This window comes from Vibrio sp. 10N.261.51.A4 (assembly GCF_041471945.1).
Lineage (GTDB): Bacteria > Pseudomonadota > Gammaproteobacteria > Enterobacterales > Vibrionaceae > Vibrio > Vibrio crassostreae_C.
In genome coordinates, this window is the sequence record NZ_JBFRPJ010000034.1 from 1 (window position 1) to 16,101 (window position 16,101).

The following is a 16,101-nucleotide window of genomic DNA, read 5'->3' on the forward strand; positions in this document are numbered from 1 at the left end:
TAATTACGCAACAAAGCCCCTAAATGTTGATGATATAGGAGTGAAATGGGGGACTGGGTGTGCGAGAAGCATGGTGCGGAGAAGAAACACCGAGTTTTGAGGAAGTAAATGGCAGCAGAGCGCTGCCTAATTTACTTAATCTAGGCTCTCTTATGACTCTTCATAACTGAGGTATTGAATACATAAGTCATGGAAAGCCTGTGCTTGTGGCGAGATCGTACGATCAGACAGTCTGAAAATGCCGATTTGTCGTTGCAAGGGTGGGTCAATTAGCGGAATCCACACCAAGCGGGTTTCATTGGTTGGGAAAGCCAGCTTAGGTAGCGTGGTCACGCCTATCCCGAGCTCTAACACCGAAAAAAGCGAGGTAATGTTCTCGACAGAGTACAGGGCTTGTTCGCTGAGCATGCGCGCAGGTGTTGGGTCCAGTAGGGTGCAAGTCCCGTTACGAATGAAGGGCTGCTTTAACAAGGTTTGCCATTCGATTCCTTCCCGTTGAGAGGCGATAGGGTTATCTTTGAGGCACACCACACCGATAGGATCAGAAAGCAAAGGCGTGAAGTCGATGCTCTCTTCTTCTAAATGGGAGCTATTACCGAGGGCAACATCCACCTCGCCAGAGAGTAATCTTGCTTCTACCCCTGCCGCATTATCATCAATCAAACTCACTTCTACATTCGGGTACTGCTCACAAAATGCCCCTAAAACACTAGGGATGAGTTTTGCGGCCACCGAAGGCACGCTCGCTATTCGAACTCTTCCTTGTTGTCCTGCTGCCGCTGCGCGTAAGTCATTGTCTAATGCTTTGTAAACGTTCAGAAATTGAATGATCTTGGGCAAACATATTTCTCCAAAAGGCGTCAGTGTCGATTTGTTGCCTGTTTCAAACAGAGGTTGGCCGAGTATTTTTTCCAACTCTTTTATCGAAGTCGAAAGTGCCGCTTGCGATCGATTTGCACGGTGAGATGCCGCTCTAAATCCACCTTCTTCGACCACCAAAACGAAATGTTTTAACTGTTGTAGCTTGATACTCATGGCGCGAATCCTTCTCTAGCCCTTGCTATACCTTACTTTTTGCAAGGTGATAGATTTTATTTATCAAATGCACAAAATTTACCGTTAGATTTATCAGGCGTCAAGGTGCAGTATTTAACTATCTTGAAACATAGTTGTTACAAAGTTGGATGAAATCGTGAACGCACAAACTAAAAAACACCCAGTAAAAACCTCTCTTTTTGCTTCAAAAGCACCACTAGAGTGGGCAATCGTTAATAACGGCACTCTATACACTGCGCAGATTCCAATCGATGAAACGGGCGCAGTAGTAGAAGGCGGTATTGAAGCGCAAACGCGTCAGACTTTTAACAACCTTGTTCATACCTTGGAGTGTGCAGGCGAATCGATGGATTCTGTGCTGCAGGTTCTGATTTACGTGACTGACCGTGAATACCTGAAAACGGTAAACAGCGTATACGGAGAATACTTCAACGCACCTTATCCAAATCGTGCAGCAGTCGTTGTTGCAGGGCTAGCTAGAGAAGAGATGTTGGTTGAGTTCGTGGTTTATGCATCGGCGTCTCAACCTGAATAAATGGACTGTGAACTGAGGCAATTTGCCAATCAAAGCTGTTTGTCTACGCAGATCTTTACTGATACAAGCGAATAGTTTTACGTTTAGATACAAAATCAATACTTATTCTCTATATAAATTAACAATTTATTAATTAATCCGATGGTTGCCAGACTCAACCGCAACCTAACGTTACAAGGACAGAATGATGACTCACTTACAGAATGTTCAAGCAGAAAACGCACTTTACATTGGCGGCGAATGGCAAGCGGGTGTAAGCACCGTAGCGAACATTAACCCATCAGATATTTCTGAAAATATTGGCAACTTTGCACAAGCAAGTGCTGAACAAGTTCAACAAGCGATTTCAGCGGCGAAACACGCTCAACCAGAGTGGGAAAAAACGCCGATTGAACGCAAGCAAACGGTGCTTCAAGCGATTGGTGATGAGCTGATTGCCCGTTGTGATGAGCTGGGCACTTTGCTATCTCGTGAAGAAGGTAAGCCTTTTGCTGAAGGTCGCGGTGAGATTTACCGTGCAGGTCAGTTCTTCCAATACTTTGCGGCTGAAGTGCTTCGCCAAATTGGTGACAACGCAGATTCTGTACGCCCGGGTGTTTCTGTTGAAGTGACTCGCGAAGCGGTGGGCGTTATCGGCATTATCTCTCCTTGGAACTTCCCGACAGCAACAGCAGCTTGGAAAATTGCTCCAGCATTGGCTTTCGGTAACAGTGTTATCTGGAAACCAGCAAACCTAACACCAGCAAGTGCGGTTGCGCTTACTGAGATCATCCACCGCCAAGGTATCCCTGCAGGTACGTTTAACCTTGTACTGGGTAGCGGTTCAACAGTAGGTGATGCACTGATCAACTCTAAAGAAGTGAACGGTGTGAGCTTTACCGGTTCTGTTGATACGGGTCGTAAAGTGGCAGCGGCTACAGCGCCAAACTTCGTTCGATGCCAACTAGAAATGGGCAGTAAGAACGCACTTGTTATTGCTGACGATGCTGATATCCAAACTGCGGTTGATGCAACGATTGCAGGTTCTTTCTCTGGCGCAGGCCAAAAATGTACCGCGTCTTCTCGCCTTGTGGTTATGGATAGCATTCACGACCAATACGTTGAAGCACTGATTAAACGTATGAGCGAGCTGAAAGTGGGTCACGCACTGGAAGAGGGTGTGTTCATGGGCCCAGTTGTTGACGGAAACCAGCTTGAAGCAAACCTAGGTTGGGTTGAGAAAGCGCGTCAAAGCGGCGGTGAACTGGCATTCGGTGGCGAACGCTTGAGCATGCAACACGAAGGTTTCTACATGTCTCCAACGCTGTTCTTGAACACTAAGAACGATTGGGAAGTGAACCAAGAGGAAGTGTTCGCACCAATGGCAAGCGTGATGCGAGTGGCTGACTTGGACGAAGCGATTGCAACAACTAACGATACTCGCTTTGGCCTAACGGGCGGCATCATCACTCAGAGCTTACGTACGAGCGCAATGTTCAAGCAACAAGCGCAGACCGGTTGTGTGATGGTCAACCTACCAACAGCAGGCACGGATTACCACGTACCGTTTGGTGGTCGCAAAGAGTCTAGCTTCGGTCCTCGTGAGCAAGGTCAATACGCAAAAGAGTTCTACACAGTAGTGAAGACGGCTTACCAGCGTCCTTACTAATCCACTTTCTAAATAAGAATTGGATAGCTGAATTAACTTCCTAGCTATCCAGCTATCGAATTGGCCTGATTCACAGAGTCAGGCCAACATTCAAACCAAAACAGCCAACGAACTTAGATAAGTGATTTAACCCATTTTTGAAAACATGTTACTTGAGCGTGTTTTCAAAACCGAGCTAGAACACTGAGCTTTCAATAGGAGTGGTTATGTACCAGCAACGGATTGTTATAGATGGATTGCAATACTGCAATTGGAACAGAGAATATTTTCAAACACTAAAGGCGAGCGGCATTACAGCAGTTCACGCTACAGCGGTTTACCACGAGACAGCTCGTGAAACCTTATCTCGCTTTGCAGAGTGGAACTTAAGATTCGAGCAGAATGCAGACCTTATCATGCCGATTCACTCAATGGCTGATGTTGAGGCTGCAAAAGCAACTGGCAAAGTCGGTATTTTCTTAGGCGCTCAGAACTGTTCTCCAATCGATGATGAGATTGGTCTTATCGAAGTGATGCGTAAGCAGGGTCTTTTGATCATGCAGCTGACGTACAACAATCAAAGTTTACTGGCGACAGGTTGTTACGAGAAGAACGATACCGGTATTACTCGCTTTGGTAAGCAAGCCATCGAAGAGATGAACCGAGTGGGCATGATCATCGATATGTCTCACAGTGCCGAGCGCTCAACACTTGAAGCGATTGATTTGTCTTCTCGTCCTATTTGTATCAGCCATGCGAACCCAACGTTTGCTCATGATGCACTACGAAATAAATCAAACGATGTGATTAAAGCTCTAACCGCACGCGGCGGCTTAATCGGATTCAGCTTGTACCCATTCCACCTACCAAACGGCAGCCAATGTACCTTGGAAGATTTCTGCCAGATGGTTGCGACTACGGCTGACATGGTCGGCGTAGAGCACCTCGGTATTGGCAGTGACCTATGCTTAAACCAACCTCAAGCCGTTCTTGAATGGATGAGAAATGGTCGTTGGTCTAAAGCAATGGACTACGGCGAAGGCTCTGCGAACAACTCAGGTTGGCCAGATGCGTTGCCTTGGTTCTGTGGTAGTGCGGGTATGGAAAACATATATAACGGATTGATGCGTCATGGTTTCAGCGAGTCTGAAGCTGGGCAAGTCTTGGGAGAAAACTGGTTTAACTTCTTGAAAGATGGCCTAGAGCCTCAAACCAAGGGTTAACGGTTTCTCGCGAGCCATCATCGAATTAGCAGCCTTCTAACAAACGTTCAATAAGCAAGTGCTGCTTAAACCAATTTCACTATTCAAAAGGAACAACGGTCTATTTCGCAACGCGGTAACCCAAACATGGATTAGCCTGCCCAACACAAAAAACAATAGGGCAGGTGTTAAATACACCCTTGTAGTCATCATTCAAATGACAGCTGCAAAGAAACCTCTGGAGTCAGAGTATGTCTGATTTAACCAATAGCGTGAAATCTTCAAGCTTAAATGCGGGTCAAGCACACACAACAATTAATGCAAAAAGCAACACAAACGAGTCTGAGTCTACGTCAGACAAATTAGGCCTATCCAACCCAGCACTTTGGTACAGCGGCGGTTTTATCGCTCTGTTCGTGGCACTTGCTCTATTTGATGGCGAGCTGTTATCAAGCCTAGTAAATACGGGCTTTGCATGGTCTGTAAAAGTATTCGGTCCTTACTGGCAAATGCTTCTTCTTCTGACTTTTCTTATTGGTCTTGGCCTGGCGGCAGGGCGAACAGGCAAGGTTATCCTAGGCGGCATCGCTAAACCTGAAATGGACGGCTTCCGTTGGATGGCGATCATCTTCTGTACGCTACTGGCAGGTGGCGGTGTATTTTGGGCAGCAGCAGAGCCTATCGCTCACTACGTTAGCCCACCACCATTGTACGGCGCACAAGAAAACGCACAGCAAGGCGCGGTGAATGCTTTATCGCAATCCTTCATGCACTGGGGTTTTCTAGCATGGGCCATTGTCGGTAGCTTAACGTCTATTGTGGTGATGCACCTTCACTACGACAAAGGCTTACCGCTTAAACCTCGTATTTTGCTTTACCCAGTTTTAGGCGAGCGAGCATTGAAAGGTCACACCGGCGCATTGATTGATGCATGTTGTATTGTCGCAGTAGCGGCGGGCACCATTGGTCCTATCGGCTTCTTAGGCTTGCAAGTGAGCTACGCACTGAACGCACTGTTTGATATTCCTGATGGCTTCACGACGCAGCTTATCATCATCCTGTTCGCTATCGTTCTATACACATTGTCGGCATTAAGTGGTCTTAACCGCGGAATGCAAATGCTAAGCCGTTACAACGTAATTTTAGCAATGTCATTGATGGTCTACATTCTGATCTTCGGCCCAACAAACTTCATTTTCAATGGCTACATCCAAGGTGTAGGCAGCATGATAGACAACTTCATCCCAATGGCAACATACCGTGGTGACGAAGGTTGGTTGAGCTGGTGGACAGTATTCTTCTGGGGGTGGTTCTTAGGTTACGGCCCAATGATGGCAATCTTCATCGCACGTATTTCACGCGGTCGTAGTATTCGCCAATTGGTATCAACCATCAGTCTTATTGCACCGTTCGTAACATGTTTCTGGTTCACCATTGTTGGCGGTTCTGGCCTTGCGTTTGAAATTGCAGACCCAGGCAGCGTAAGTAAAGCGTTCGAAGGCTTTAATTTACCTGGCGCGCTACTGGCAGTAACTCAGCAACTACCAATGCCAATGCTTATCTCTATTCTGTTCTTGATCTTGACGACGATCTTCATCGTAACGACAGGTGACTCAATGACTTACACCATCAGTGTGGTAGTCAGCGGTGAGACAGAGCCTAACGCAATTATTCGTACTTTCTGGGGTGTGATGATGGGGGTAACAGCATTGATTCTGATTTCCCTAGGTTCCGGCGGTATTTCAGCGCTGCAATCATTCATAGTTATCACAGCGGTACCGGTGTCCTTAATCTTGCTGCCATCACTTTGGAATGCGCCTCAAATCGCAATCAAGATGGCGAAAGATCAAGGCTTATAAAACATCAATGCCGGTATAAAGAAGAAAATGTAGAGATAAAGCTCTCTAAAAACTGAAGATAAACAAGGTGTGAGCCTTTGAAAGAAGGCTGATACAAGATTCCGGAAGGAAGATAAAAACCGTACTGGTGAAGATACACCGGGCGGCACGTATTTAGGTCAATCGATCTAGTCAGGACAAATAATAAGTGGCGAGTTCGCTTGCCTCGATAATATCAATAACGATTAAAAACGTGAAAGCTAACCAACATACTGTCGCTATATATGCTTCAAAAGACAGCAACGATCGGTTCTGAATGGCTAGCAAAATCCTATAACTATAAGGTGGTGAGCAAAATGGATGCACATCGTTCTACCTACACTGAATCAGCACTACGTGACGCAACGGTCGTCATGGCACCGGAAAGACTGGGTGCTATGCACCAAACACGCATCAGCTTCGTAAGAACTCTGATTCGTAAAATGGCGCAACAGCAATGGAAAGTGACTAAGCATGAGTGGCAACTAGACGCTCGAGGTTTTGGTCATGTTATCTATAAGCTAGAGACGCCAAATCATGTTTATCATTTGGTTGTTTTCTGCGATGAGATTGCAGACGACGAACGAAATGACCGTGTAATTGCTGAAAAGTGGGACGTAACGTTTGCTCTGGTTCTTGGTGATGTTGATGTCACCCTACTTGAGAGACTTCGTGCGAATGTACCGCTACAAGAAGCAGGCCGTAACCCTAACAATGTGCTTGTTTTAGCGCGTGCCAACAAAAGTGTACGAGTGTTTGAACATATTGTTAGTCACTTGGCTAAAGGTGTTCAACCAACGCCAAAAGAGCTAGCGGAAGTTGGCTACATCCTACGAACCACAGCGGTTTATGGTAATGGTAAGTTTGGTATTGCTGACTTTAAAATCTTGGAAAAGAATCCAGATTTTAATCAATCGTTCAGTGCTCAAATGTGTGCTGTTTATATGCTGCGTGAGTTCAGCCTAGATTGGGTTCATTACCTAGCGGAGCAACAAGGCGGTGAACAAGCGACTACCTTGCATAGAGGATTACAGCGTTACCTTGGTGTTGGTAATGCGACTGGTTTAGGCATGGCGCCATACCTTATTAACCACCCAAGTATTGTCGATCAATGGATGACAACCCGTGAACATGCATTGGCGGACGTGTTGGCTAGTCAGACCGATACGGCGTTGATCGAGCCACTACGTAGATACGTTAAAAAAGCGATTTGTCATTTAGAACAAGTTGTTACCATCAATGAAAACCAGCAAGAGTTGAACAAAACCGCTGTTGATGAGTTAAAACACGCAGAACAGTCACTAGAAGCTTCTGTAAACCATTGCGATACATGGGCGCAGTTAGTTGAACAATCTAAGCACATGAGTATGGAAGCCCAAGAAATCCTTATCTCATGCTTGATGGAATTGTACCCAGAATTAGTGGACGCCCATCAAGAGCATATGAATTGTAGCGAAACACTCTCGCTTCCTAGTGGCAAAAAGATCCAAGACCTTTTGGTTGTGTTAGAAGAAAAGTACCGTTGGGCAATCACCACCGACTTTACGAAAGCAGATAACAACTACTGGTTCTGGTATCGCTCTCAGGACAAAGAAGAGCCAAGGCTCGGTGTTCGAGGAGAAGAAATTGGTGAAGAGCGTGAGCTGCCATTAGATATTGGTCGTCAAGCTTACCGTCTGTACCACTCCTTATTACAGTTCACACCAGAGCTTTCTCTAGCAGAGTTCTTGGTAAAACAACCGCAGCATCGTGCCATTGCGCGCCGTGTGTGGACGTTAGGTAACAAGGCGATGGGCGACATTCAAATGAACGTGCTGCACCAAGACTCGCCACCAATGCATTTGCTGCGTTGTAAGCTAGCGATGTTTGGAGCGACTAAGTTTGATCCTCGCTCAGACCGTTGGGTACGAGTGACGTTTTTCCAAGGTGCACCGTTGCTTGATGAAATTCATCAGGACGAATGGGTGTTCCCAATCTTACCAAGTGAAGCGGAGATCGCTGACTCAAATAAAGTTCCTACACATATCAACGCTCAACATGGAGGTAAATCGTTATGATCGTTTCTCACAATGAACTGGTAGCGGCCGTTAATAAAGCCTTTCTGGGTATGCGTCGTACATGTGGTGAAGCCGATGTGATAGCGAACATGGTGGCAGATTTACAAATGGTTGGCTTGGATGGTGTTCGTCATTTTAACAATGCGAGCAACTTTATGGGGCTAGAAGACGATTGCCCTGTAGACATCCAAGTGACAAGCGACAACACAGTTGAAGTGGACCTGCACAAGGCGAGCTTAGCGTGTCATCTTCCTGTGGTGATGGATTACGCCATTGAAAAAATGGTCGGTAAAAAGACGCTGAAAATCGAGCTAAACAACTGCCATAACCGTTGGTTAGCGTACAGTGAGCTTGTAAAACTGGCAGCGAAAGGCATCGCATGTACCGCACGTTGGGATAATGGCTCAAACCCTAAGAGCACCTTGTATGTGCTTAACCGTGGTTGCGTTGCACCAGAACTGTTTTTATCAGATTCGCCACTGACATCGGACGATCATATCCACAATATGACCATCGAGCTTTCCGTCCAGGATTTCGATATCGAACGTTTGTCAGATGGCTACCAAACACACATTGAATCGGAAGCGCTTTTTAAAACTCAAGAGAAGGCGTGGAACGAGGGCATTGAAGTTGACGATGGAGAGTGGGGCGCGTTGAAAGAAACGGCGACGGCTATCCTTGTTGAAAACAGCCAACGTTCAATTCAAGGTGCAGGTGAGCTCGAGGCTTCTTAGCTTTGTTTTATAGAGCTATAAGTTACAGAAGCTCAGTTTATAGATCTTTGGCTTATAGAAACTAAACCTTTAAAGCCTGAGCTTGTTCAACCTAAAAACCTCATTTACAACAGATAAAACCAAAGAGCTTAACGTATCCTCACCTCGTTAAGCTCTTTTTATTTGTGTCCCACTTTTGTTCTTCTTCTCAATAGATCACATCTTAAACTCTCTGTTTTGACACAAGTTGTTACGCGTATAAAGCTAATTTGGCGATTTAATGAAGTACCTTCACATTCAGGTTCAACAAACGGTTTCATTTACAAGCTAGTATGCGTATCTTGCTAACTACGGTGCCAAAGGGTGCCATTTTTATTCGTACCAATGACTTTAGAATCAGATAAAAAGGAATGAAGCGTGCAAGCTAACTTTATTGATGGAACCACCCTGTACCGTCAGCACTCTTTCGAGTTGCCACTTGATTATCAAGCCAAAGATGGACAACAGATCCAAGTCTTCGCACGTGAGCTGGTTGATCTCGCTAAAGATGAGCAAGAGCTGCCGTGGTTGATCTACTTTCAAGGCGGCCCAGGTTTTCCTTCTCCACGGGTGAGTGGTCAATCGGGTTGGCTAAAGCGTGCATTACAAAACTACCGTGTTCTGCTTCTAGACCAACGTGGTACTGGCAACAGCACGGTTATCAGCCATGAAACTTTGGCGCATTTGTCTCCAGAACAACAAGTCGAATACTTAACGCATTTCAGAGCGGATAACATCGTTCGTGACGCTGAAGCGATTCGTGAACAGTTTGGTATTAAGCAATGGTCGACGATTGGTCAAAGCTTTGGTGGCTTCTGTACACTGAGCTATTTGTCACTGTTCCCACAGAGCTTGCAGCGTTGTTATGTGACGGGCGGCATTCCTTCTATTGAACGAGAAGCTGACGATGTTTATCGTGCGACTTACAAGCGTGTAGAAGACAAAAACAGAGCTTTCTTTGCTCAGTTCCCACAAGCACAAGCTATGTGTCGCGAGATCTCTGATTACCTGCTCAACAACGATGTGAGACTGCCAAACGGTCAGGTGTTCACAGTTGAACAGTTCCAGCTAATAGGTATTAATCTTGGTGGCGGCGAAGCAAACCTTCCAATGTATTTCACACTGGAGAGTGCGATTGTTGAAGTGAACGGTAACAGACAGCTGAGCTACAGCTTCCTAAATCAAATGCAGCAAGAGCAGGGTTACTTAACTAACCCAATTTACGCAATCTTGCATGAATCGATTTACTGTCAAGGTACAGCGTCTAACTGGTCTGCACATCGTGTTCGTGAGCAGTACCCACACTTCAACTACCAATCGGGCAGTGAGTTCTGGTTTACTGGTGAAATGGTGTACCCATGGATGTTCGACCAACTTGAAACGCTGAAGCCACTGCGTGAAGCCGCGAACATGTTGGCTGAAAAGTCGGACTGGGGCACTTTGTACAACGCAGAGCAGTTGAGCAAGAATACAGTGCCAATGGTGTGTGCCGTTTACGCCGATGACATGTACGTTGAGTTGGATTACAGCCGTGAAACATTGGCGAACATTCCTAACTCGAAAGCGTGGATCACTAATGAATATGAACACAATGGCTTGCGAGTAGACGGCGAAAGGATTGTCGATAAATTGATGACGATGGTTGAAGCGTTAGAAAATCTGCCAAAGTAATCAAGCTATTTGCACTAGAAACAAGATGCGTTAGAAGCTTTCTACTTTAGAAACTATCTACGTTAGAAATACGATACGCCAGAAACAAGAAAACGCTGCACCCATGCAGCGTTTTTTTATGTCATCGAACTATTCGATTTAAGGAACTAGGAGGGGTAGCCCTTGAAGCCATTAAGGTTGGATGACGATATCTTGATTTTCAGTGGTCGATAAGCTGGCGCGGTTCTGTTCGATAAGCTGAGCCGCATAAGAGGGAGTTACAGCTTGAATTTCGCCTTTTGAACGAATCGTTAATGCTTCCCACGCATGATCACGGTATTTGCCTGTTTGTGTATATTCAATAAGTACTCTCATGATTCTTCCATCCGATGTGTGGTTAACGTGCTACTAACATTAGCGCCATTATTGTGGTTACACACCTGTTAAAAATGGAACATAAGATTAACCAAATGAGAATGCGTGTAACTTGAAAAACAGACCCAACTGCACTTATCTTCTTAACCGCGTTTATCGCAACTAACAGCATTTATTGTAACCAACCTTACTTATCGTAAATAGCGTCCATAAAAAAACGCTGCACAATGGCAGCGTTAAAGTTGAGATAGGTTAAAGGTTGCTTAGCTGTTTTCTAAGCCAACAATCTTGCGTGCAGACATCACTGCACTATCCAAATCGGTCAATCTACCAGCACTTGCTGGACCAAGAACTGATGAATACAAAGCCAACTGCTTCTCAAATGATAAATCTAATTGGTTATATAGATTTTGGCGGATTTGAGCGTGTTGCTGTGGCTTTGCGCTCGATAGGCCTTCCAACGTATCGTAGATGAGTGTAGTTGTATCCATAACTGTCCTTAGTACATCTTTAGAAAATTTTGCATATTATGCACTTGGTATCATCTTTGTTCTGCGAGATTGATCGCATTATGTGCAGCTCTGCTTAATTGTGTAATCAGTTAGTTACAATTGTGTTGTACGGCAAAGTGTCGGAACTCGGGTTTGGGCAAAAGAAAAGGAGACACAGTGGTCTCCTTTTGGCTTGTTAGCAAAGATAAAAGTTACGTGCTGTTCGCTGTTTATTGAGCCAATCGGCTACGCACAGCTACAGCGCCTATCGTATGTTAATGTTCTTATCTCGATTTTCGTACATTTCAGGTGTGGTGTGTAATCCACCTGCATAGCCTGCTGCTTCAAGTGTTTCTCTTACCTCTCGAACATGCTCAGCCGTGACCGGTTCATTTCTGTCGCCAAGGTTTAAACGCACAAACGTGATTAACTCAGCTAAGCGTTGATCCGACAGTACATCCTCAAAACTTGCCATTGGCATGAAATTTCTGTCTTTGTCGAGATAGGTGGGTTGCAAGCCGCGCACCGTTACCGCAATGGTATTGAATGGGTCGCTGTGCATGATAATACCGTTGTTCAACAGAGTAGGGGCGATTGGATCGCGACCTTTACCATCGTCACCATGACAGGCCCCACAGGTTTGACGATACGTGGTGTAGATTTCACTGGCATACGCAGCTTCATCAAACCCTTTAGGCTGTAACTGAACGGCATCACTGGCAATGGTGTTGTTGATGTCCCCACTGAGTAGGTAATAGGACATCGACTCAATATCTTCACGCGTCATCAAGCTTAGGCTGTTTTTCACTACATCAGCCATACCCGCAAAAGCGGTGCCTTTGTCTGAATGTCCTGTGTGTAAAAAGTCTGTGAGTGTTGCTTCATCCCAACCATCGATATAGAGCTCATTGGCTGTAATATCAGGAGCGTTCCAACCGTCGATCAAGTTACCTTGGAAAATACGTTCTGGTATCAGTGCTTGGGCAATATTTCGAGGTGTATGGCACTCCGAACAGTGACCAAGTCCTGCGACCCAATATTTGCCTTGTTGCCACTTATCGACATTCTCAATTTCTCCTTTGAGTTCCTCTGGCACTTCATAATCAATAGGGTCGGTATCCATGAATACGATGTTCCAGCCAAGCAAACCTAAGCGAATATTGGATGGAAACATCATGCTGTTGTCATCATTGCGTCGCGGCACGGCGGTGATTGACTGCATGTATTCCCATAAATCCACCATGTCTTGGTCGGTGAGGTATTGATAGGAGGTGTAAGGCATTGCAGGGTACAGGTAACCATTCTTGCCTTTACCTGCGACTAACGCCGCTCGGAAATCATCGAAGTCATAAGTCCCAATACCTTCGGTAGTGTGTGGCGTTATGTTGGTTGAATACACGGTGCCGAAGGGGGTGACAAAGGGTAGGCCGCCAGCAAAGGGTTCGCCACCTTCTGCACTATGACAAGCCACACAGTCACCGGCATAAGCGAGATATTCTCCGCGCTCAACAGATGATGCTTTCAAACTCGCGAGCCGTTGTTGCTCTACGTCACCAGCGTGTCGGATATAAGCCCCAAGCGCGAGTATCTCGTTCTCACTGAGCTGCTCATCAAACGCAGGCATTAGGTTGTTCAAACCGTAATTGATGGTGTGCTGAATCTCTTCAATACTCCCTCCGTGAAGCCAGATATCATCGGAAAGATCAGGTACGCCAATCGCTGGGTTAGCGACAGCACCATCGGCATGACAAGACGAACAGTATTGGACGAACAAGGTTTTACCGAGCTCGACTTTAATCTCCGGCACATCGGTATGACGTTGGTTGAGGGAGGCTAGATAGTAGGAGACTTTTGCCACCTCGTCTGGGCGCATGATTTCACTCCAACCCGGCATCGCTCCATTTCGCCCTTTGGCAATCGAATGGATCACAGCTTCATCACTGCCGCCGTATAACCATTCTTGGTCGATAAGATTAGGGAAGTGTTTCTGACCTTGTGCATTATCGCGGTGACAAGCGGCACAGTGAGTTTGGAATAGAATCCTACCGCTGTTCACGATCTCTGGGACAGCAGCTAATCCCTCTAACGTGGTTTCGCTGGTTTGTGCAAATTGCTCATTGAGAGTGGTGGATGGTGAACTGAGCTTATCGTCGCTTTGTTCCCAATCGACTAAGCCTTCCCATTCTCCAAGCCCGGGGTAGAGCACCAAATAACCCGCAGACAAAAGAAATGCCACTGCATAACTGATAAATAACAGCTTAGGTGGAGGCGCATCTTTCTCTTCAATACCATCAAAGGTGCCAATGGTGTGGTCGTGATCGGCCTTGTGATTGCTACGCCAGTATTTAACGACAACAGACACCATCAGAACAAAGAATATTAAGGTTAAGAGTACCGCCCATAGATTCCAGAATGTGCTCATTGTGATACCTCCTGTGACGTATCTTTACCCAGGCTTTGTAAATAGCGAATCAGAGCTTCACCTTTGGTTTTGCCTCTTACTTGCAAACGGGCATCACCAATTTCTTGATCGGTATAAGGCACACCTAAGGTACGTAACACTTCCATTTTGGCGCTAATATCATCGCCAGTCAGAGTCTGCTCAAATAGCCACGGGTAAGAGGGCATGATCGAGGTCGGTACGACTTTTCGAGGGTCAATTAAGTGAATAGCATGCCATTGGTCAGAATACTTTCTACCTAAGTTAGTGAGGTCAGGACCAGTACGTTTAGAGCCCCACAAGTTAGGAAACTCATAGATATCGTCTGCTTCTTGGTTCGGGCGACCATTACGCTTCACTTCTGGCTCTAGAGGGCGAACCATTTGTGTGTGACAAACATGGCAGCCTTCACTGATGTATATGTCTCGGCCTGCTAACTCAATCGGTGTGAGAGGCATCGCTAAGCTGCCTTTGGCAATATCATCGCCACGGACAATGCTTGGCACTACCCAGACCAATAAAGAGAAGGAGGCCACGACAACAGTGGTCAAAATTAAAATGACGATTGAATGTGTAAAGTCTTTACTCATCATTTAAGCTCCTTCATTAACAGTGTGTTTAGCATCATGAGTTACGGGCATACGAACCGTTTTGTACAAGTTGAAAGCCATTAAGAACAATCCAAGTACAAACAGCGCGCCACCAAAGAAACGCATGAATAACCAAGGTGCTTTAAAATCCATAGCCTCTACAAAGCTGTAAATCAGTTCGCCATTTTCATTTTGAGCGAGCCACATATAGCCTTCACCGATGCCTGCGATCCAAAGTGCTATCGCATAGATGGCGACGCCAGCATGAGCGAGCCAAAAGTGCCATTTAATCAGTCGTCGTGACCATAGATCGGTTTGGCCCCATAAGCGTGGAATGAAGTAGTAAAAAACCGCTATCCCTGACATCCCAACCCATCCGAGAGCCGCGGAATGTACGTGCCCGATGATCCATTCGGTGTTGTGTGCCACCATGTTGAACCAGCGAATAGCGAGTAGCGGACCTTCGAATGTTGCCAAGCAGTAGTAAAGAATCGCTGAGAAAAAGAATAAAAGAATGTAGTCGGACTTCAGCTTTTCTTTATTTTGTAGGAGGGTCATTGCGCTATTGAACGCGCCTGCCCAAGAAGGGAGCCACAGGATCAAAGACATAACGATGCCGATGTTCTGAATCCAGATGGGAACAGAAGAATAAACCAAATGGTGCGTTCCGGCCCACGTGTAAAAGCCGACCAAGCCCCAGAAATGGATCACAGACAAACGGTACGAGTAGATAGGTCGATCCGCCGCTTTGGGTATGAAATAGTAGTTCATACCAATCACACCAGCGGTCAGCAAGAAACCGACGGCATTATGTCCCCACCACCATTGAACAATCGCATCTTGAGCGCCTGCAAACACAGAGTAGGACTTCATCGCCAACACAGGCATCGCGAGGTTGTTCACGATGAAAATCATTGCAACGACGATAATGAATGCAGCAAAGAACCAGTTAGCCACAAAGATATGGCTGACCTTTCGTTTAGCAAGGGTGCCAAAGAACAACACCGCGTACAGCACCCAAACCAACACAATCATCAAGTCGATTGGCCATTCAAGCTCCGCATACTCTTTTGAGGTAGTGTGGCCTGCGGGTAAGGAAATGACCGCAAGTAACAGGATGAATTGCCAGCCCCAAAATACCATCCATGAAAGGCTTTTGTTGAACAAGTCACAATGGCCTGTTCGCTGGGCAATGTACAAAGACGTCCCCATCAAGATATTCACGACGAAGCCGTAAATTACTCCAGAGGTATGTAGCGGACGCAGTCGACCAAATTGGAAATATTGAGAATCAAAGTTTAAGACTGGCCAATATAATTGCGCGGCGAGAATCACGCCGATGATCATACCTACAATCGCCCACACTAAGGAGGCGATGATGAAGTACTTCACGACCTTAATGCTGTATTGCGTTGTCACTTGTTCCATAACAAGGCTCCTTGCCTAGAT

Annotated in this window: 13 protein-coding genes; 7 read left to right on the top strand and 6 right to left on the bottom strand. The window is 46.0% G+C overall.

Annotated elements, in window-relative coordinates:
• Nucleotides 1–150: 150 nt before the first annotated feature.
• Entirely contained in the window at nucleotides 151–1,035 is an 885-nt protein-coding gene (locus AB4384_RS08870; protein ID WP_017060836.1) for a LysR family transcriptional regulator, read from the bottom strand.
• A gap of 157 nt (nucleotides 1,036–1,192) precedes the next feature.
• On the opposite strand from AB4384_RS08870, the gene AB4384_RS08875 reads away from it, so the two are divergent.
• The 7 genes from AB4384_RS08875 to AB4384_RS08905 all read left to right on the top strand — a co-directional run bounded on the left by AB4384_RS08875 (nucleotide 1,193) and on the right by AB4384_RS08905 (nucleotide 10,777).
• The gene (locus tag AB4384_RS08875; protein ID WP_017060835.1) at nucleotides 1,193–1,591 is read left to right on the top strand and encodes a RidA family protein; all 399 of its coding nucleotides are present in this window, start codon (nucleotides 1,193–1,195) and stop codon (nucleotides 1,589–1,591) included.
• Between the two features lie 187 nt (nucleotides 1,592–1,778).
• Complete coding sequence (locus AB4384_RS08880; RefSeq protein WP_372129342.1) at nucleotides 1,779–3,239, top strand: aldehyde dehydrogenase family protein; 1,461 nt, start codon at nucleotides 1,779–1,781, stop codon at nucleotides 3,237–3,239.
• Between the two features lie 206 nt (nucleotides 3,240–3,445).
• Nucleotides 3,446–4,441, top strand: a complete 996-nt coding sequence (locus AB4384_RS08885; RefSeq protein ID WP_371714437.1) for a membrane dipeptidase — start codon at nucleotides 3,446–3,448, stop codon at nucleotides 4,439–4,441.
• Nucleotides 4,442–4,671: 230 nt separating this feature from the next.
• Nucleotides 4,672–6,279, top strand: a complete 1,608-nt coding sequence (locus tag AB4384_RS08890; protein WP_017066850.1) for a BCCT family transporter — start codon at nucleotides 4,672–4,674, stop codon at nucleotides 6,277–6,279.
• Between the two features lie 263 nt (nucleotides 6,280–6,542).
• A complete protein-coding gene (locus tag AB4384_RS08895) occupies nucleotides 6,543–8,354 on the top strand; it encodes a hypothetical protein (RefSeq protein WP_372129343.1) in 1,812 nt (603 codons plus the stop codon).
• Nucleotides 8,351–9,088 (top strand): DUF3726 domain-containing protein, encoded by a 738-nt coding sequence (locus tag AB4384_RS08900; RefSeq protein ID WP_017066505.1) that lies wholly within the window; start codon nucleotides 8,351–8,353, stop codon nucleotides 9,086–9,088. The genes AB4384_RS08895 and AB4384_RS08900 overlap by 4 nt, the downstream gene beginning before the upstream one ends.
• A gap of 396 nt (nucleotides 9,089–9,484) precedes the next feature.
• The gene (locus AB4384_RS08905; RefSeq protein ID WP_372129344.1) at nucleotides 9,485–10,777 is read left to right on the top strand and encodes an alpha/beta fold hydrolase; all 1,293 of its coding nucleotides are present in this window, start codon (nucleotides 9,485–9,487) and stop codon (nucleotides 10,775–10,777) included.
• 171 nt (nucleotides 10,778–10,948) lie between these two features.
• Here AB4384_RS08905 and AB4384_RS08910 read toward each other — a convergent pair whose 3' ends face one another.
• From AB4384_RS08910 to ccoN, 5 genes are all read right to left on the bottom strand, one after another.
• Nucleotides 10,949–11,131, bottom strand: coding sequence for a hypothetical protein (locus AB4384_RS08910; protein ID WP_004730424.1), 183 nt, complete (start codon nucleotides 11,129–11,131; stop codon nucleotides 10,949–10,951).
• A 263-nt stretch (nucleotides 11,132–11,394) separates the two neighbouring features.
• A complete protein-coding gene (locus AB4384_RS08915) occupies nucleotides 11,395–11,622 on the bottom strand; it encodes a PAS factor family protein (RefSeq protein ID WP_004730426.1) in 228 nt (75 codons plus the stop codon).
• A gap of 265 nt (nucleotides 11,623–11,887) precedes the next feature.
• Entirely contained in the window at nucleotides 11,888–14,044 is a 2,157-nt protein-coding gene (locus tag AB4384_RS08920; protein WP_102393760.1) for a cytochrome c, read from the bottom strand.
• On the bottom strand, nucleotides 14,041–14,655 hold the full coding sequence (locus AB4384_RS08925) for a cbb3-type cytochrome c oxidase subunit II (RefSeq protein ID WP_017064719.1): 615 nt from the start codon (nucleotides 14,653–14,655) through the stop codon (nucleotides 14,041–14,043). The genes AB4384_RS08920 and AB4384_RS08925 overlap by 4 nt, the downstream gene beginning before the upstream one ends.
• Nucleotides 14,656–16,080, bottom strand: coding sequence for a cytochrome-c oxidase, cbb3-type subunit I (ccoN, locus tag AB4384_RS08930; protein ID WP_017060031.1), 1,425 nt, complete (start codon nucleotides 16,078–16,080; stop codon nucleotides 14,656–14,658).
• Nucleotides 16,081–16,101: the final 21 nt, after the last annotated feature.